Source organism: Labilithrix luteola (assembly GCF_001263205.1).
Classification (GTDB): domain Bacteria; phylum Myxococcota_A; class Polyangia; order Polyangiales; family Polyangiaceae; genus Labilithrix; species Labilithrix luteola.
The window spans coordinates 10,372,074-10,388,885 of sequence record NZ_CP012333.1; the positions used below are offsets into that span (position 1 = coordinate 10,372,074).

At 65.7% G+C, this 16,812-nt stretch carries 23 protein-coding genes and 1 tRNA gene; 5 read left to right on the forward strand and 19 right to left on the reverse strand.

Annotated features, from left to right (window positions below; all coding sequences use genetic code 11):
• Nucleotides 1-5: 5 nt before the first annotated feature.
• Nucleotides 6-620 carry a hypothetical protein gene (locus AKJ09_RS44690; RefSeq protein ID WP_205633962.1) on the forward strand — a complete coding sequence of 205 codons (615 nt, stop codon included), beginning with the start codon at nt 6-8 and terminating at the stop codon, nt 618-620.
• Nucleotides 621-655: 35 nt separating this feature from the next.
• Nucleotides 656-3,412 (forward strand): M1 family metallopeptidase, encoded by a 2,757-nt coding sequence (locus AKJ09_RS44695; protein ID WP_146653964.1) that lies wholly within the window; start codon nt 656-658, stop codon nt 3,410-3,412.
• A 22-nt stretch (nt 3,413-3,434) separates the two neighbouring features.
• On the opposite strand, the gene AKJ09_RS44700 is transcribed toward AKJ09_RS44695, so the two are convergent.
• Nucleotides 3,435-3,977 (reverse strand): hypothetical protein, encoded by a 543-nt coding sequence (locus AKJ09_RS44700; RefSeq protein WP_146653965.1) that lies wholly within the window; start codon nt 3,975-3,977, stop codon nt 3,435-3,437.
• Nucleotides 3,978-4,192: 215 nt separating this feature from the next.
• On the opposite strand from AKJ09_RS44700, the gene AKJ09_RS44705 reads away from it, so the two are divergent.
• Nucleotides 4,193-4,275, forward strand: a tRNA-Leu gene (locus tag AKJ09_RS44705).
• On the opposite strand, the gene AKJ09_RS44710 is transcribed toward AKJ09_RS44705, so the two are convergent.
• The 17 genes from AKJ09_RS44710 to AKJ09_RS44785 all read right to left on the reverse strand — a co-directional run bounded on the left by AKJ09_RS44710 (nt 4,273) and on the right by AKJ09_RS44785 (nt 14,520).
• The gene (locus tag AKJ09_RS44710; RefSeq protein WP_169928384.1) at nt 4,273-5,565 is read right to left on the reverse strand and encodes a tyrosine-type recombinase/integrase; all 1,293 of its coding nucleotides are present in this window, start codon (nt 5,563-5,565) and stop codon (nt 4,273-4,275) included. The two genes, AKJ09_RS44705 and AKJ09_RS44710, sit on opposite strands and share 3 nt — an antisense overlap.
• Before the next feature lie 104 nt (nt 5,566-5,669).
• Nucleotides 5,670-5,927, reverse strand: a complete 258-nt coding sequence (locus tag AKJ09_RS44715) for a helix-turn-helix domain-containing protein (protein ID WP_169928385.1) — start codon at nt 5,925-5,927, stop codon at nt 5,670-5,672.
• 77 nt (nt 5,928-6,004) lie between these two features.
• Nucleotides 6,005-6,838, reverse strand: a complete 834-nt coding sequence (locus AKJ09_RS44720; RefSeq protein ID WP_146653968.1) for a hypothetical protein — start codon at nt 6,836-6,838, stop codon at nt 6,005-6,007.
• A 92-nt stretch (nt 6,839-6,930) separates the two neighbouring features.
• On the reverse strand, nt 6,931-7,704 hold the full coding sequence (locus tag AKJ09_RS44725; protein WP_146653969.1) for a hypothetical protein: 774 nt from the start codon (nt 7,702-7,704) through the stop codon (nt 6,931-6,933).
• The gene (locus AKJ09_RS44730) at nt 7,701-8,060 is read right to left on the reverse strand and encodes a hypothetical protein (protein ID WP_205633963.1); all 360 of its coding nucleotides are present in this window, start codon (nt 8,058-8,060) and stop codon (nt 7,701-7,703) included. Before AKJ09_RS44730 ends, AKJ09_RS44725 begins: the two co-directional genes overlap by 4 nt.
• A complete protein-coding gene (locus AKJ09_RS44735; RefSeq protein ID WP_146653970.1) occupies nt 8,057-8,242 on the reverse strand; it encodes a hypothetical protein in 186 nt (61 codons plus the stop codon). Before AKJ09_RS44735 ends, AKJ09_RS44730 begins: the two co-directional genes overlap by 4 nt.
• Entirely contained in the window at nt 8,239-8,862 is a 624-nt protein-coding gene (locus tag AKJ09_RS44740; protein ID WP_146653971.1) for a hypothetical protein, read from the reverse strand. The genes AKJ09_RS44735 and AKJ09_RS44740 overlap by 4 nt, the downstream gene beginning before the upstream one ends.
• Nucleotides 8,863-9,001: 139 nt before the next feature.
• Complete coding sequence (locus AKJ09_RS44745; RefSeq protein WP_146653972.1) at nt 9,002-9,298, reverse strand: hypothetical protein; 297 nt, start codon at nt 9,296-9,298, stop codon at nt 9,002-9,004.
• A complete protein-coding gene (locus AKJ09_RS44750; protein WP_146653973.1) occupies nt 9,295-9,840 on the reverse strand; it encodes a hypothetical protein in 546 nt (181 codons plus the stop codon). Before AKJ09_RS44750 ends, AKJ09_RS44745 begins: the two co-directional genes overlap by 4 nt.
• Complete coding sequence (locus AKJ09_RS44755; RefSeq protein WP_146653974.1) at nt 9,830-10,372, reverse strand: hypothetical protein; 543 nt, start codon at nt 10,370-10,372, stop codon at nt 9,830-9,832. Before AKJ09_RS44755 ends, AKJ09_RS44750 begins: the two co-directional genes overlap by 11 nt.
• Complete coding sequence (locus tag AKJ09_RS44760; protein ID WP_146653975.1) at nt 10,369-10,587, reverse strand: hypothetical protein; 219 nt, start codon at nt 10,585-10,587, stop codon at nt 10,369-10,371. The genes AKJ09_RS44755 and AKJ09_RS44760 overlap by 4 nt, the downstream gene beginning before the upstream one ends.
• A 4-nt stretch (nt 10,588-10,591) precedes the next feature.
• Entirely contained in the window at nt 10,592-10,876 is a 285-nt protein-coding gene (locus AKJ09_RS44765) for a hypothetical protein (protein ID WP_146653976.1), read from the reverse strand.
• 163 nt (nt 10,877-11,039) lie between these two features.
• Nucleotides 11,040-11,492 (reverse strand): hypothetical protein, encoded by a 453-nt coding sequence (locus AKJ09_RS44770; RefSeq protein ID WP_146653977.1) that lies wholly within the window; start codon nt 11,490-11,492, stop codon nt 11,040-11,042.
• A 2-nt stretch (nt 11,493-11,494) separates the two neighbouring features.
• A complete protein-coding gene (locus tag AKJ09_RS53790) occupies nt 11,495-11,632 on the reverse strand; it encodes a hypothetical protein (RefSeq protein ID WP_169928386.1) in 138 nt (45 codons plus the stop codon).
• Between the two features lie 245 nt (nt 11,633-11,877).
• The gene (locus AKJ09_RS44775) at nt 11,878-12,783 is read right to left on the reverse strand and encodes a recombinase RecT (RefSeq protein ID WP_146653978.1); all 906 of its coding nucleotides are present in this window, start codon (nt 12,781-12,783) and stop codon (nt 11,878-11,880) included.
• Nucleotides 12,784-12,794: 11 nt separating this feature from the next.
• Nucleotides 12,795-13,655, reverse strand: a complete 861-nt coding sequence (locus AKJ09_RS44780) for a PD-(D/E)XK nuclease-like domain-containing protein (RefSeq protein ID WP_146653979.1) — start codon at nt 13,653-13,655, stop codon at nt 12,795-12,797.
• Between the two features lie 421 nt (nt 13,656-14,076).
• Nucleotides 14,077-14,520 carry an ImmA/IrrE family metallo-endopeptidase gene (locus tag AKJ09_RS44785; protein WP_169928388.1) on the reverse strand — a complete coding sequence of 148 codons (444 nt, stop codon included), beginning with the start codon at nt 14,518-14,520 and terminating at the stop codon, nt 14,077-14,079.
• A 42-nt stretch (nt 14,521-14,562) separates the two neighbouring features.
• Here AKJ09_RS44785 and AKJ09_RS55830 point away from each other — a divergent pair, with 42 nt between their 5' ends.
• Entirely contained in the window at nt 14,563-14,688 is a 126-nt protein-coding gene (locus AKJ09_RS55830) for a hypothetical protein (protein ID WP_275936763.1), read from the forward strand.
• A 93-nt stretch (nt 14,689-14,781) separates the two neighbouring features.
• On the opposite strand, the gene AKJ09_RS44790 is transcribed toward AKJ09_RS55830, so the two are convergent.
• On the reverse strand, nt 14,782-15,426 hold the full coding sequence (locus tag AKJ09_RS44790; protein WP_146653981.1) for a hypothetical protein: 645 nt from the start codon (nt 15,424-15,426) through the stop codon (nt 14,782-14,784).
• 893 nt (nt 15,427-16,319) lie between these two features.
• On the opposite strand from AKJ09_RS44790, the gene AKJ09_RS44795 reads away from it, so the two are divergent.
• Entirely contained in the window at nt 16,320-16,793 is a 474-nt protein-coding gene (locus AKJ09_RS44795; RefSeq protein ID WP_146653982.1) for an HNH endonuclease family protein, read from the forward strand.
• Nucleotides 16,794-16,812 lie beyond the last annotated feature (19 nt).

Below are 16,812 nucleotides of genomic sequence, written 5' to 3' on the forward strand. Positions count from 1 at the left end.
AAGGGATGTTCCGCAGGTCGGCGCCTCGGCACATGGGCTGCAAAGGTGTGCATCGGTACGACATGGACGACTTGAACGGCTACCACCAGGACCCGACCAGCTCCCTCCTCGCTCAGATCGCGGCGCAGTCCGCGGCGACCTGGCATGCCCTTGCGGCGCGAGCTTTCCCGGGGGAGCTGTCCGTCGAAACGGACAACAGCGTATACCGGTTCAAGGACAGCGTTCTCATGGGCCGCTCGAAGCGCGGGAGTGATGCGCCGGCCCGCGCGACGAAGCGCGGTCTCAAGTTGATCGGTTTTCTCGCGAACGAAGGCGGCTTCTGGTCCCTCTCGCCGCGCTTTCGGCCGGGCTCGCACGCCGTGCTTTGGTCGCCCATCGCATGCGCGAGCACCAACGGTCAGCCCGACCCGGCGTCATTCATCCTGACCTCGAAGGCGCTCGCGGCGACGGTTCCGGATCCGCAACCGGTCCCCTGGGTCTCGCGCTCAGCCGTGGCGGACCGTCGTTCCGCCCCGCATATTTCCGGTATGTACGCAATCGCGCGTCCGCCCCGTGCGATGCGGCCCGCACCGGCCTCGGCAACGCGCATTCATGCCGCGGAGGCACGCACTCCCCATTGACCGAATCGCCCGGGTGAACGAGCGTTGGTGCCCTCATGGCGATCCGGAGGGCACGACTCGGCGCTCGTTCTCGCGACCTCGTCCTCGTTCACGCGCTCGCCAGCGCGCTGGCGCTCACCGCGTGCGGGGCACCTTCCCCTACCCCCGTCGCGCCGCCACCCGCCGCGTCGGCGGCCCTGACGACGCCCCTACCGCCTCCGCGTGAGGACGGGCACCTGCCGGCGCTCGCCACGCCCTTGAAATACACGCTCGCGCTGGATGTCGATCCCGCGAGCGCAGGCTTCCGAGGCACCGCACGGATCGAGCTCGACGTGGCCGAGCCCACCTCGTGGCTCGTCCTCCACGCCCGCGGCCTTCGTGTGACAAGAGCGCAAGTGCTCGCGCAAGGCGGCGTGTTCCCGGCGCGCACGAGCGAGCGGGCATCGATCGGAGGCAAGAGTCCCGAGGAACTCGTGGTCGCCCTCGACCGCGCGGTACCGCGTGGGCGCGCAACGCTCGAGATCGCCTGGGAAGGTCCGTGGGACGAAGAGCTCTCCGGACTCTATCGCGTGAAAGACGGCGACCGCTGGTACGCCTTCACGCAGTTCGAAGCGACCGACGCGCGGCGTGCCTTTCCGTGCTTCGACGAGCCCGGCTACAAGGTTCCCTTCGACGTCTCCATCACCACGCCGAACGGGCTTCTCGCCGTCGCCAACACGAAGGAAGCGTCGCGCGAGACGAACGGCGGCAAGACGACGTTCCACTTCAAAGAGACGCTCCCTCTACCGACGTATCTCCTGGCCTTCGCCGTCGGCGACTTCGATGTGCGCGAGCTCGAAAGGCCGCCGGCCGGGACATCATCGCTGCCGCCGATTCGCCTCGTCACCACGAAGGGAAAGAGCAACCTGGGCGCGCTCGCGCTCGAGACCACGGCGGGCCTGACGAATGCGCTCGCCAATTGGATCGGCATCCCCTACCCGTACGAAAAGCTCGACATCGTCGCAGTCCCCGAGTTCTCGGCAGGCGCGATGGAGAACGCCGGGCTCATCACGTTCCGCGAGGAGATCCTCCTGCTCGATCCGGCGCGCGCGTCGGTGCGGGCACGACGCAACCAGGCGATGGTCGTCGCGCACGAGCTCGCCCACCAGTGGTTCGGCAATCTCGTCACGGCATCGTGGTGGAACGATCTCTGGCTCAACGAAGGCTTCGCCACGTGGATGGAATGGCGCATCGTCGACAAGTGGCGGCCGCAATACCAAGTCCGCTTCGACGCCGTCGTTTCGACCCACGGCGTGATGGATCTCGATGCACTCGCGTCTGCGCGGGCCGTGCGTCAACCGGTGGTTTCGACCAGCGACGCGCACGAGGCGTTCGACGGAATCACCTACGAGAAGGGCGCCGCCATCCTCGCCACGATCGAACGATGGATCGGCGAGGATGCGTTCCGACGCGGCGTACGTGATTACCTGCGCGACAACGCGCACAAGAGCGTCCAGGCGGACCGCCTCCTCTCTTCGCTCGACAAGGCCTCCGGCAAGGACGTCTCGAGCATGGCCGCGTCGTTCCTCGATCACGCCGGCATCCCGGAGGTTTCGGTCGAAGTCGCGTGCGAGCCGGGTTCGCGCTGGCACGCGGAGCTCGTGCAAGAGCCATGGAGGCCGCTCGGCTCGAAGGCCGAAAATGATGGGGGGCAGAGCTGGACGATTCCGGTCTGCGTGCTGGCACAGGGCGAGAAGAAATCCGCGTGCGCCGACATGCTCGCCGGCGCTCCTTCGCTCGTCGCGGGTCGCGGTTGCCCGACCTTCGTCCACCCGAACGCCGACGCCAGCTACTACCGCTTCTCGCTCCCCGAGAGCGGGTTCACGAAGCTCGCCTCCGCACGCACGCAGCTCGACGTGCCGGGCCGGATCTCGCTTCTGTCGAACGCGTGGGCGCAGGTTCGCGCGGGCCGTCTGAAGGCCGAGGCCATGCTGAAGCTCCTCCCATCGTTCGACGCCGATCCGTCGCGACAGGTCATCGAAGAGGTCGGCGGGATCCTCGGTGCCATGAGCGAGACGCTGGTGGCCGACGAAGGGCGCGCGGCCTTCCGAAAGTACGTGGCGGCGCGATTCGCGAAGCGCAAGAAGGAGCTCGGCTGGCTGCCGAAGAAGGAAGAAGCCGCGGGCAGCGGTGACGAGACCATGCTTCGTCACGCCGTCCTCCGGGCCATGGGAGACCTCGCCGAAGACGAAAGCACGCTGCGCGAAGCCGACGATCTCGCGCGACGCTGGCTCGCCGACCCCACGAGCGTCGACGAAGACACCGCCGCCATCGCCGTGGACCTCGCCTCCCGGCACGCCGGTCCCGCGCGGCTCGCCGAGCTCGTCCAGGCTGCGGCGAACTCCAAGACGCGCGAAGACCGACATGTCGCCCTTCGCGCGATGATGGGCTTCGACGACGCCGCCGTCCTCACGAGCGCGCTCGACACGACGCTCGGCGAAGCCGTACGCGCGAACGAGATGCGCTACGCGTTCGGCGCGGCGTTCGCCCGACGCAAGTCACGACCCGTGGCCGAAGCCTGGATTCGCGCGCACTGGGACGAGCTTCGGAAGAAGCTGCCCGGCTCCCTGGGCGGCTCGCTGGTTCGGGCGGCGAGCATCGCCTGCACGAAGAGCGAGATCGACGAGCGCAAAGCCTTCTATACCCCGCGCGCGGCCACCATCGAGGGAGCGGAGCGGCCGCTGGCCGAGTCGCTCGAGAGCGCGAGCCTTTGTGCCGAACTGCGTGCGCACTCGGCCGCCGGCCTGACGCGAGCGCTTCTCAACGCGAAGTGAGAGAAGCGCCCGCGCGCGGACGTCAGAGGAAGAACGAAACGCCGACGGAGACCGACGGGTAGCCGACGCGCATCGTCAGCGCGATGCGGTCCGTAAAGTGGTAGCGACCACCGAGCATGAAGACGGGGTTGACGACGTCGCCGTTGCCCCACGGGTTCGCGGCGATGCCGAGGCCCGGCTCGCCGAACACCGACCAGTGCGTGGAGAGCCAGAAGTTCCACTGCATGACGACCGGGATGAAGAGCGTGCCGTGACGGAAGAAGACGTCACCGCCGAAGCCAATGCCGACGCTGTTGTTGATCGTCTTCACGAAGCCGTTGTCGACGAGGACGATCGTCCCGCGGAAGCCGGCGCCGAAATCGGTGTGTCCCGCTTGGAACGGGCCGCCGAAGCCGATGAGACCGTGCGGCTCGGCCTCGAACCGGTAGCTGGGGTGATCACCCGGGTTCTTGATGATCGACTCGTCGGCGCGCGCCTCGGACTCACCTGCAAGGCCGGTTGCTGCGGCGGCAGCGAGGACACCCGCAAAGATCGAGCTGACCAACCTGAAGCGTGTCGAACGCATGATCGCATATTGGTCGAACGCCCGCGTGAGGGGAAGCCCCTTCGAAAAAACTTGCACAATACATGTAATAGCCACCGTGGTAGGAATGGCGACCTGTCGCCCGCGCGACCCGCGCGACGCTCGAAGGGCGGAACGCCCGCTACGACCAGGCAAAGAACAGTCTGACGTCGAGCGCGCGGGACGAACGCAGGCCCGATCCGCTACACTGCCAGCACGGCCCCTTGGCGGAATGGCATACGCAGGAGATTTAAAATCTCTGGTCCGGAAGGACGTCTCGGTTCGAGTCCGAGAGGGGCTACAAGGCTTTTTTCTTGGCGGATCGCTGACGTAGTGGTGCGCCACGGGCCGGCTTCTTCTTCACCCGGTTTTCACCCGATCTAGGGGTCTTAGAAGCTCGAGCTTGTCTGCCGCGTTCTCCGCCGGCTCGCTTCATGTCGACGACGGTGGGCAGCCGGAAGTGCTCGTCGGCGAGCTCTGGGATCGACTCATCGAGCGCCGCGAGCCAGCCGAGGTTGAGCTCTTTCGCGGTGGCCGCGACGACCGTATACCGAGCGATCATCGTCGACGACTTGTGAGCCGTCCGACGCATGATCCACGCCTCGCTTCGGTCGTTCGCGAGAGCGAGCGTTACGAACGTCGAGCGGGTGTCGTGCGCTCGGAAGTGGATCCGGCGATCGCTCTGCTTGAACAGCTGGGGTCGCTTCACGTCGCTCGCCTTGAGCCAATCGCGAAGGCTCGTGCCGAGGTGCTGAACGTCGAGCCCTTCGAACGGCCCCCTGCCCTTCGCGATCTGCTTCCAGCGAATGAGGGCGCGGTGGACTGACGGATCGAGAACCCACGACCTCGGGCAGTCGGTCTTGTTCTCGTCGAGAGTGACGGTCCCGTTCTCGAGGTCGAAGTCCGACCACTCCATCAGCTTGGCCTCGGTCTTACGCGGCCCCTCTCGGTTCAGGAACCCGAGCAGCATTCGGTACCGGACGTCAACGTCTCGGTTCGCGAGCAACTGCGCCTCCTCCTTCGGGTAGAGGAAGCTCTTCGCCTTCGGCTTGCCGATCTTCGGAAGCCATCCCTTGGGGAGTGGTGAAGCCCGGATGATCTTCGCCGGGTACACCGCCAGGTGTAGGACGCGGTGAACGACCTGTGCCACCGCACGTCGGTATGACGGCGAGATCTCCGGCGCCGGCGGGAGCTCCCGCATCACGCGGTCGGCATCCTCCAGAGAGAACATCGTCACGGGGATCGGTCCGACGATCGGGTTGACCCGATTCTTCAAGATGTTGATGTCGCCAGCGGACTGCTTCTTCGGGACGTGGTCCGGGTGGTCGAGGTGAAGCTGCCCCGACGTCCACCGGCCGGAGAACTCCTCAAACGTGATGCTCTCGCCGTAGGTGACGCTCGCCGTCCGCTCAGCGATGATCTCGGCAGATCGGACAAGCAGCGCCGCCGCTCTCGACGAGGTACAGGCTCCGATCTTCTCTGCGTACTCCCGGACCCGACCGGCACGCTGCGCAGCGACGAGGATGTTGGCAACGGCGGCGATCTGTCCGGCCCGCTCGGTCGCAGTCGCGTCGTCCCGGACCCCGCTCATCCGAGGCTCGATGCGACCAAGCTCACCAACGCGGATGCGCGCATAGTAGGCGCCTCCGCGCAACGTCCAACCTCCAGACCTGCGAGCGTCACGCTTGGCCATCGTCAGCCGTCTCCCATTTCAGCGGCGAGCCGCTTCGCCTCGGCCTCGAACTCGGCGTCTTCGTCGATGCTGACGACCTGCTTACTCTTGAGGTAGGCGTCAATGTCCGACCGTTTGATGAGCACGCGCCGGCCGTCCTTCACCGACGGCAACTTCTTCTCGCGTGCAAGGTCGCAGTGGCGGCGACGTCCGAGCGGGGAATTCTTCTGGTCAACCCACTCGGATTTGGCAGCGCCCTGCGCCATGTAGGCCTTGACCATCTCGCTCACCGCATCCGAAAGCATACGCTTCGCGGTCTCGAGGCGGGCCTCCGGCGTCGTGTCTCTTGTATCGAGACTCATCGCCCATGACCTCCCCTCGCCGCCGTGGACGAGGCCTCTTCAAGCTTGCGCGCGACACGAGCCAGCGCCTCGACGCGTCGATACGCGTTCGCCTTCATCGCCTTCTGCAGCTCCGCGTGTACGCGCTTTGGCTGCCCTGGCACGAACCGACGCGTCTCGATCGCCGGATCCTCGCATCGGAATAGCTCTCGAGCCTGCGCGTGGACGCCGCGGCCGTGCGAGATCAAGATCCAATTGTCGTTCGGTCCCGGCCGGGCAACACCTCGGAAGAGTCGGCCGCCGCGGCGGCAGTACATCGTTTCGCCACTCACGAGCGGACGCCCGTCCCTGTCCTTGCCGCCGTACCCCGAGTTGACCGACGTTGCTGTCGGCCATCCGCTCTGGTCGCGCTCGAACCGATCCTCGCCCCATCCGCGATTGAAGGTCGCGAGGGGGTCGCCCTCGTCCGTGCGTCCCTGAGCGTGGCGCAAGACGGGCAGGAGCTCCGCGCTGGTGATGCCCTGGCGCGTGCCCTCGAGCACGTACCCGAGCTCGAGCAGCTTCCGCAGGACGTGGCTCATCTCGACGGCGCACGCGAGCTGCATCGTCCGAGGCATGCGAGCGAACTTGTCGAAGTCGTACCGGCCGCCGTTCCGGTTCTCGACGTTGACGTTCTGGAAGAACTCGATTTTGAACGTCCGGCCCACCGCCTCGGCGTGAAATTCCAGATCGCCTTTGCGCCCGACGTAGTAGCAGCGCCGGATTCTCTTGTTGACGTTCTGGTCCTGGTGGACGCGAAACCCGCGGTGGTCTCGTAGGCGCGCAAGGACAGAGAGGAACCTTTCGTACATGGCGGGGAGCACTAGCTCCAGCACGGGACCAGGCGGTTCCTCCCACGCTCCGATATGCGTTGCGTGAAAGTTGATGGTGCCTCGAATTTCGCTCACGGCTTTGCCCCTTCCGCCACGCCACGCGGCGGCTTCGAAAGGTCTCGCGCGGCGTCCCGCACAAAGCGGGCGAGCGATTCGAGCTTGCACGCGAGCTCTTCCGGATCCTCGCCCGTGGCCCCGTCGCGAAGGAAGTCGTTGTGCACGTAGCGAAAGCTCCGCGACGGATCCCCTCCGACGACCAAGAGGGTTCCGCTCTTCAGTGAGTGAACGCGAAGCTCCACGGGCGGCGTTGCCGGCGGCGCACACGCGCTGCAATCGCCCGTGCACGTCTCTCCCATGGCGACGTAGGTGACTCGCCCGGTCCCATTGCATGCGCTGCACAGTCGTCCCTCGAGAGCTCGCTCGAGGTCGATCCACTTCGCCGAGCCAGGCATGCAGCCTCCGGCCTTGTGGGCCGCTACCATCTCGCGCGCGATCCGAATCACGTCGCGCGTTCGCTCCCCCTCGTTCTCGGTGCCGGTCCGCTTGCCGGCCTTGTAGCCAGCGGACCAACCGATGTCGCCAACGACGGTCAGCTCGGCAGCAATGGCCGCGATGAAGCTGTCGGTCGTGCCGCCCATCTCGCGCTCCCATAGGGTCCGAGCACGCGCCTTGTCGTCGTTCTCGATGTAGAAGCCGGTCGACTCGGAACCTCCAGGCCCACCGAGACCGGAATCAGGGGCAGACGTCGGGGCTTTCGTGGCCGCTTGCGAGGTCTGCGGGGTTTCCCCATCGCGCGTGTTCCTCGACGTCTCCGAGAAATTGGACTGTACACCACTCGTCGTCATGTGAGCTCCTTCGGCGTTGCCTCATCGCGCGACGCGATCGCTTCTGCCATTCGGATAAGCCCAACGCAGACCGCTGCGCCGGCCGCCTGCCACTCCTGAATGCGGTCCCCTCGCAGCACGCGACGGGCCTCCTTGACCTGTGCAAGCTGCGGTCGAAGCTGTGTTGTTACGACCTCCGACAGCGACCGGAACCCTCGCTCGTGAGGTTCGAGGTAGGCGCGCCCCAAGCGTTCATAGAAGACCGCAAGAAAGGCCGCCGAACCGTAGCCGCAAATCGCGTCTAGCGCCCTCGCCTCACTCTCATTGAGAACGAGCGTGACCTCGAAAGACGCGTTGGTGGATGGCTTGATCCTCATCGCTCGGCGCTCCTCTTCGGCGTGGGCTCAGACGGCGCGCCAGCGCGTTCGCACGCGGCCTTGATCCCGCGCCACTCCCGATGCTGCTCGTTCGGCGCCGTGTTGAGCGTGACGCGCAGCCACGCGTGGCGGAGGAGGCACCTCGCCTGCGCCTCGGTCAACTCGATCCTGTAGCGTTTCATCGGAAGACCTCTGCCGCGCGGACGCGCCCGTCGTCCGGCGCTCGAGCGAACGCGTCTCCTCGAGGCGTCGGCGACACGTCGTCCGAGTACTCTTGCGACGCGTCTGCCGACGGCGTGGGCGACCCGTAACCTCGATGTCTGAGTGACGCCGCGCGCCATGCCCTCGAAACCATTCCGGTTCCAGGGAATAGGTCGACGAGCTCGTCACCGGGGAGCATGCCGAGAAGGTCGAAGAGCCACGCGCAGAAAGCGATCGGCTTGCGGCCTGGCAGCGTCCCGCCAAAGCGTGCGGGCTGGGCGCTCAGCCAGTCGCGGACCCCGCCTCGTAGCTTGCGGCCGCCGACGACGATGAGCGGCTCCCATGTGTTGTGAATCCCGAACGTTCGTGGGCACGCGCCAACCGGCTTCACCCACGAGCAGACGCGTGCCCTCTCTGGGCAGAGCGGGAGCACCTGGCGAAGTGCATCGGCGGCCGTGGAGATCGCCCAACCGTCGTAGGCAGAGGCCTCGAGCGACGCGACGAGATCGGCATGATCGACCTCGCCGGCGTAGGTTGGCTCCTTCCCGTAATACTTCCGAGCGCGCCCGGGATATGGCGGGTCGGCGTAGGCGAAGCGCATCGGCCGGTCGTTCGCTGCATCCGTCGCTCGGCGCCGTCGGAGTCGAAAGGCGGCCTGCCGGCACCGACGCGCGCAGAATGCCTGGTGTGGACGTCCCGTCGCCGGGAGCGGCTCGTGACACCAAGAGCATCGACGCGCCTCAGCCACGGTCGTTGCTCCTCTTCGGCGTGGGTACGCGCTCCAAGATGCCATCCGCGGTCACGATGAACGCGAACGGTCGCGGATCACGCATCCGGCGATGGAACTCGAGCTGAATGGCAAGGCGTCTTTCATGCGCCAAGCGCCCGATCCGAGCCGTGAGTGGATCCAGCTCGTGCGGATTGGACTCCGACAGGAGACGCGCGAACGTCTCGAGCATTTCGCGCTCGGTCTGTCGGATGACCTTTTCGGTCTCGCTTTCCTCCGGCGCTTCCGCCTCTCGATACGGGTGCATCATGGCTTCGAGCCCTCCGCGTTGGACCCGGTCTGCGATGCGCGAAACGCGCGCCACGCCTCGAGCGCCTTCCAGAGTTCGACCGTCGACGCTTTCACCATGCTCTGTTGATCGGCCGCCTCGGCCACCGTTCGGAGCCTGTCCAACTCGAGACGAAGCGTCACGTTCGCCCTAGCGAGAAAGGCGATCTGCTCGCAGACGTCGTCAGGTCCGTCGAGCGGGTCGAGATCGAGAATGGCTTTGACGCGTTCCCAGCCGTCGCCCTTCGGAGTCTTTGAGCGTTGACGCGCCGCCACCAGTTGCCCGTTGACGGGGTCACGCTCCTCGTCCGTGTCGTGGTCGTACTCCGAACACCCGGGCTCCGTGTGAAGGACCCACTTGCCATCACTCGGCGTGATCGGCAAAAGGCCGCCGATAGACCGGTAGTACCATCGGTTTTCGTTACGCCGGTAGACCAGGAATTCCGGATCGAGGCGAACGAAGACGGGGTAATCGCGCCCTTCGACAGGAACCAACTCGCCGACGCCGACGCGCTCACCAGCCATCGAAGTCCCCCAGCTTCTCGAGCTCTTCGTCCGTGAGCTCGACGCACTCGATCACGTACGACCCGCCCGGCGATGCGCCGTCGTCGATCGTCGCGGAGAGCGACGTCAGCGAGCGGTCGTAGCACCAGCCTCCGCCGATCGAAGGGCGGGCGCGCCAGCAGCGCCGGTCCTCCGAGGCGCTCACCGCAACGACCGGAGCGGGGTGCGCCTGAACGAATGCCTTCGCGCACTCGAGCGCCGTCGACAGATCCTCCGCGAGCGTTCGCTCGTTGGCTTCGATCTTCTCGAGCAACGCGCCGAGGTGAATGCCCGCCAGGATGCGCCCGGCACGGTTCGCCCGCTCGAACTCCTTGGCGCCGATGACGATGCGCCATCCGTCGCCATGACGAATCCACGAGAGGGTGAGATCGCCCATCGTGACCTGCGCGCTCACCCCCTTATTGCGTGAGCGAAGAAACGCCTCCGCAGCGTGGAGCGAGTCCGTCAACGCGTCCGTAGCCTCGCCGAGGCGGTCGGGCTCGACGGCGCTCATCGGTCGCACACATCCTCGATGAAGCGGATGGCCATCGCCGCGACCTGGATCGCCTCGGCGCGCATGCGCGCCTTGCGGTCGGGATGATTGCCCTTCACCTCGTCCCAAAGCTCATCGCGCTCCTCGTCGAGGACCGCGAAGCCCTCGTGCGCGGAGACCTGCGGTCGCGGGAACTTGGCGCGAGCCCGATCGAGCTCCGCGGCGACGTCTTTCATAACCTCAGAACGGGCATTCATCATCACAGTCAACCTCCTCGTCGTACTCGCGATCATCGTCGTCGTAGTCGTCGTCATCCGACTCGAAGCAGCCAGGCGCGCAACGCCCCGCAACGACGTGGCAGCCGGGGCACACGTAGGGGCCCGCGTCGAAGTCGTCAGGCGGCTCGCCGAGCTCGATCTTGAATCCGAGCGTCGGGACCGGGCACACGTAGATCGTCCGGTTCGGCACGTCGATGTAGGCACCGACCCAGAGGTCGAACCATCGGAAGAACGGCGTCAGGCGCATGACGTCGCCTCATCGTTCGGATCGCGCCCGCATTCGGAGCAAGAGAGAAGCGGCTCGACGCAGCCATCACACGGCGGCCTGATATGGCACGAGCAATCACGCTCGTTCTCGAAGCTGCCTTGACACCCGGGGGTGTCGCAGCTGTCGCCGACGCGGAAGCCGCTCACGAGTCGTCCTCCTCGCCCTCGTCGCACGGCATCCCGTTGGCGACGAAATTGCGGATATGCACCGCGACCTCGGCCGGAGACGCGTCGTCCTCGGGCTTCCCGTCGTACTCCTCATCCGATGGTGTGAAGAGCCACTCGAGCTCCGAAACCGACAAGCCGAACACCTCTTTCGCGGCCTCACGAACCCGTTTCCAATACGTAGTTTCGTTGGTCGAAATGAGACTGGGCGACGCGATGCCGACGCCATCCTTAAGGAGTCGCAATCCGAGCGCTCGAAACTCCGGCATCGTCGTCGCCCAACCAAACGCACACGCGGTGGTTCCGCAGGAAAGGGCTCCGTCGTCACCAAACTCTCCGCTGACCCAGCACGCGAAATCGAAACTCTTCTCCGGAATCGTATCGAGGAAATCGGCGAGTCTGAGCAAACGCGCCTTGTGAATCTCTTCCACGGTCACTCTCCTTTTGCGAATTCGCGAACCTCTGCATACGCGCGCGCAGTTCGAGCGAGCGCGACGGCAACGGCTTCGGTCACGGCCATGGCTCCAACGATCACCATCACGGTGGCGTTGAAGAGAATCCGGTCAACCATTCGAACCTCCGAGGGGCGCGCCGGAATCGAACCGACGCAGCGCTCACGCGTGGGGCCATGACCAAATCCCCACGAGCGAGCGCGCCACCTAGGCACCCCAATTGCGCATGCACGTACTTCGCCCCGAGGAGTGGGCCGGCCAAGCGCGTGGCCGTGTGTTGGTGTCCTCGTTCTGCCTGTCGTGGGCAGCCGGCGCCGAGTGCCGACCTTCCCGCCGTTACAGCGGGTGCCCCATGGTCACCTCCCTAGTTGGTCGGCTCAGCCGCGTCGCTCGTGCCGTCGTCCGCCTCATCGAAGTCGGCGTCGACGGGTAGATCTTGTTGGGAGTCAGGTTCCGCAGGAGGAAGCATCGATGCCGCGACCTCATCGACCTTCTCATCGAGCGACCGCCGGCGCTTCTTTGGCGCGGTCACCTCGACGACCTCGTCGAAGGCGTTGACGTCGCTCTCGTCGCTCGCGTGCATCGCGCGCTCGAGAAGCGGATCGTAGGGGAGGTATTTGCAAAGCCGGCGCACGGCCGTCTTGCGCGCCATCTCCTCGCCCCACGTCGACCAAGGCCCGTTCTTGGCGCCCATCGCGCGGATCTTGTTGAGGTCGCGACGCGTGACAACCTCGATCTGGATCCCGCCGTCGACGAACTCAGCGACGGCGTAGGCCGCGCGAATCTCGCCCGGATCGTCAAGTTCACTCGGGACGTGATGCAGCGTCGTGAGAGGCGAACGCTCGTACGAGAACACGTCGGCGGCGTGAACGACGTGGGCCTCGATCCGGCGAACCTTTCCGCCCCTCCGAGCGATATCGATGAGACCTCGCCAACCCGGGTCGAAATGACACTCGGTCGTGTTGTTCTTCGTGTTCTTTCTTGGCACCAGATAGCCCCGCCCCATCAAGCCGCCCGGCATGATGTTGAGGGCGGCGGAATCGAGCAAAGATCGAAGGACCGACTCCTTCGAGCACTTGGCGAGATCCGGCGTGCGCGATGCTGCGACGAGGGCAAACCGGATCAGGTCCTCCGGGCGCATCACCTTCCCGGCCGCTTCGGCGAGCTTCTTTCGCACGGCGTCCGAGCCGAGGAACTCTTTCAGGTCGCCGCCGCCACGGCGCGCGAGGGGCGCGGCGCCTGCACTACGAGTCATTTCCGTCGATGCCATTCGAATTCTCCTCACGCCCACCGGGGCAAACTCAGTTTCTTGATTCCGTTGCCGTACGCCGGCCACTCGTCGACCTCGATGCAGTCGCGCAGCGAACGGAGATTGCGATCGACCGCTTCGCGTCCTTTGAAAACCGCCTCGTCGTCGAGCGTGTAAACCGCGCACGCGTACGGTGGCTGCTTCTCAACAGCGACGAAGACGAAGTCTTCGATCTCGATGCCCGCCATCGAGAAGCCGTGATCGTAGTGCGCGTTCTGAACGTGGTATCGGTACTTCGCGCACGATCGCGCGAAAGCGTCCTCGCGGGCATCTTCGGTCGTTTTCAGGTCGAGGATGATTCCGAGGTTCGGCACGAGCCAATCCGCGCGTGCCTTGCAGATGATGCCGGTGTCGAGGTCCTCCCATCGCGCCGTGACCTCGGCTTCCCCGCGCGACAAGAGCGGCGCGACCTTCGGGTGCCGCCGGATCGATCGGGCCATGCCTTCGCTCGCGATCCAATGCTCCTCGCTTACCGGCTTCTTGCCCTCGTTCGCGGCCTTCCACTCGGCCTTCTTCTGCTTGTTCTCTTTGAACCGCTGATCGCCGTGGTCGGGCGCCTGCACGTACGTCGAAGCGAACAGGTCCGGCTCGAACACGCGAGCGTGAGTGATGACGCCGAGCTCGAGAGCGTCGGTCGCAGGACGCTCGTGGCCATCGAGCCAAGCCTTGTAGTGGGCGGCCGAGCGCTCGAGGATGTCGAGCACGGTCTTGCTTACGACGCCGGGCGCGCGAGCGTGGTAGATGTCCGCCGGCATGCCTCGGTAGATGCCCGTCGCGGCGTGGGCAAAGTCGAAGTCGGCGTAGGCGGCGCCGCTGGTTACTACGCTGGTCACGATGCGACTCCCCAGAGCTCGCGCGCCGCGTCTCGCATCTCGCGAACGACCATGCCAACACTCGACGATGACAGGTCGTTCAAGCTCACGACACGGCCGGAATCGGGATTCGTGATCTTCAACTTGCTAATGTTGAAGTTCGTAATCCTGACGGTGGCCTGACAATGCAGTTCGCGTTTTACGCCGCCAACATCGAGACTGAGATATCGCTCTACGATGCTCTCGCGTGGCGGCGGAGGCAAAAGCGTATGTGGCCGACTGGCCGACGGTGCGAGCATGACTGGTCCTCCACGCGCAGATCGCGTGCGGCGTGAGTTGACGGAGCGATTGCGCCTACGACCTCGCGTCGTCGCGCCCGCACCGTTGAACCAATCAGTACGTCAAAACTTTTACGTACGCAAGGTGACGTGACGAAAAATCGTTACGGGGCCTCGAATCTCTCGTCGAGATCGAGCATCACCCGGCGAGGATCGTCACGGAACACGACCCGTCGCGTGCCTTCGACCGGGCGCCTTGCCCACTGTCGGAGCGTTCCTTCGGGAGGCCAAACAGCGTCGGACGGGCCTCGAACACGCACGCGCGCGGGGCTGATCACGGCAAGCGGTCGGCCGGTGACCTCGCCAAGCCGAAGAGCGGCGCCGGTCTCGGTCGTCCTGAATGTGCTGGAGAGCGCGGGCAGGTCATCCCCAAGCGCCCGCCGCGCAGCGAGGAACGCACGGCGAGGCGCGAGAAGAGCGCCCGCGAGGTAGTCGGCCGCGCGCTCCTCGTCGTCGTTGCGGAAGTGGTGTCGACCGATCAGCCAGTGCCCGAGCTCATGGGCGATCGCAAAGAGCGCATACTCGTCAGGCAGGGAGCGCGCGATCATGATGCGCCACTCGCCCTCGACGCGAACGAGCGCAGAGGGGCCGTGGAGAGGTCTCTTGCCACGGACGATGGAGTGTCGGCCCAGCAGTGCACGCGCGACGCGCACGACGTCCGGTCGTTCCTCCTCGATGCCGCTCTCGCCGTAGGCGGAGCTCGCGATTCCCTCTAGTTCGTACGGCTCCAAAACACCCCATGGACGCTCCATCCCGCGGGTGCCGCAATCCTCCCTGGGTAGGATGGGCCAACTTTTCGGCGATGCGAGCTAGCTACGGCGGCGCTTGTTGACCTTCGGAACCGAGCTCAGCCCGCCACCGATGTCGTCGCCTTCGATCGGCGCGCCGCCGTACCGGCGCGTCCAGCGCGAGCGCCCGTCACGAGCCTCGTGGAGCCAGTCGAGCGCTTGCTCTTCTGTGAGATCGGCGCCGGTGAGGCCGCGGGCGAGTCCGGAGGCCGCTACGACTTCGTCGTCGGTCCAACCGTGCTGCGCGCGCGTGGTGCGAGCGACGTGTTCGATCGTCGGCAGGATGAGATCGGACACGGTCGTCGGCTGCGGCCGCCGTGGCGTTTCGCGACGTCGCCTCAGCTCCGCGAGTTCGATGCGTCCGCGCAGGTAATCCGCCGCGGTCTGCGGGTCCACGCCGACAGCGCGGGCAACGCCCTCGCTCCACCGTTGAGTCTTCGCGAGCGACTTGCCGTTGGCGGCGTTGTTGATCTCGACGCGGCGCAGGCCTCCCGGGTCGCTCGAGGGGTCGCCTGAGGACTCCGCGAACGCTTCCTGCGTCATGTCGAGCGCACGAAGCAGCGCCCGCACGCGGAGCGCGACCTCGCGATGCTCGCCCGTTACCTCGTCCAAGCCCTCTTCGATGTCGTCCCGCGCCGGCATGACGTACAGATTTGCACGCATCATGTCTGACCTCCAAGAAAGCAGAGTTTTGCGTCACGCTTGACACGTAAAACTTTTTACGGCACACCTGGAGCATGCTTCGACCGCCGCGCCGCATAGTTCGCGGCCCGCGATTCGATGGTGCGCGCGTGCTCGATCAGCTCCTGCGCGACATCAACGAATCCGTGCCGACGTTTTGCCGAAAACACGGACTCGACCGATTACTGATTCAACGAATTCTCGGGGGACGCACGAAGCGGCCGCCGGACGCGGACGTCGCCCACAAGATCGCGATTGCGACTGACAGTCGCGTGGATACTTCGATGTGGAAACTGGCAAGTCTCCGCTGGGACGAGACCAAGAATACCGACGTTCGCAAGGTCGGTTGATTCGTCGCGAGTCGCGGCCGACGCGAGATTGCCGAAGTTCATAGCGCCACGGTGAGGCCAATCGAGTGCCTCCGCAAGATGGCTCAGCCGTTCAGCTGACCATATGTATGCATTATACACTCAACTGTCATTCGGTAGGCCGGAGTAATTCGATGGGAAATCGTGGCATTTTGGACGATCGGCACCGCCGGCACGGGCTTCGTTTTGACGAGGTCTGTTCCTATCGCGACTGCACTGCACAGGTGCCCCCCGGCGTGTCACGGTGCGCGAAGCACAACGAGAAAACCGGATACGACCGAACGTCAGCTCGCTTCTGGTCGGATGCGGCGATGCGGGAGCTGTGCCGCCGGACGCGGCCGCTCCCCGATTGGATGCTCGATCCGTCGTTGCTGCCGAAGCGGCCGCCGTGCGCGCCGGGAGTGACGTCGTGAGGCGCCCTCTTCTCGCGCGCGGCCTCTTCTGCCCGATGTGCGGTCGGCACCCGACTGCATGGGTGCACGTCGAATACTGCCAACGGCGAGGGTCGAAATGACCGGCGATGGGCTGCGAGCGATCCCAGGCTGGCCCGGCTACTTCGCGTCCGAGGACGGCCGCATCTTCTCGACGTGGCATCGCGTGCACGTGTCCGGCCTCACGTGGCGAACGTCGCCCGATGGTCCTCTTCGCGAGGTCCCGCAGTTCGACCGACGGAGTTCGCGCGGCAAGCCGACGCCCTATCGCACCGTCGCGCTACGTCCGCGCGCCGCCGGGAAGGCGCGATCGGTGAACAAATACGTTCACGAGCTCATCGCACTCACGTTCATCGGACCGCGTCCTGAAGGTACCGAGATCCTCCACGGCCCGGCGGGGTCTGGCGTGCACCGCGCATCGAATCTGCGTTACGGCACGCCGGAAGAGAATAGCGCCGAGCGGCAACTCTGCTCGGGCGAGGCATGGTACCGAGCGCGTGGCCTCGCCGTGCCCGAGCACGCGTTCGCCGACCTCCTCGCCAGGGCGTCATGACTCGATGCATCGTCCGAGC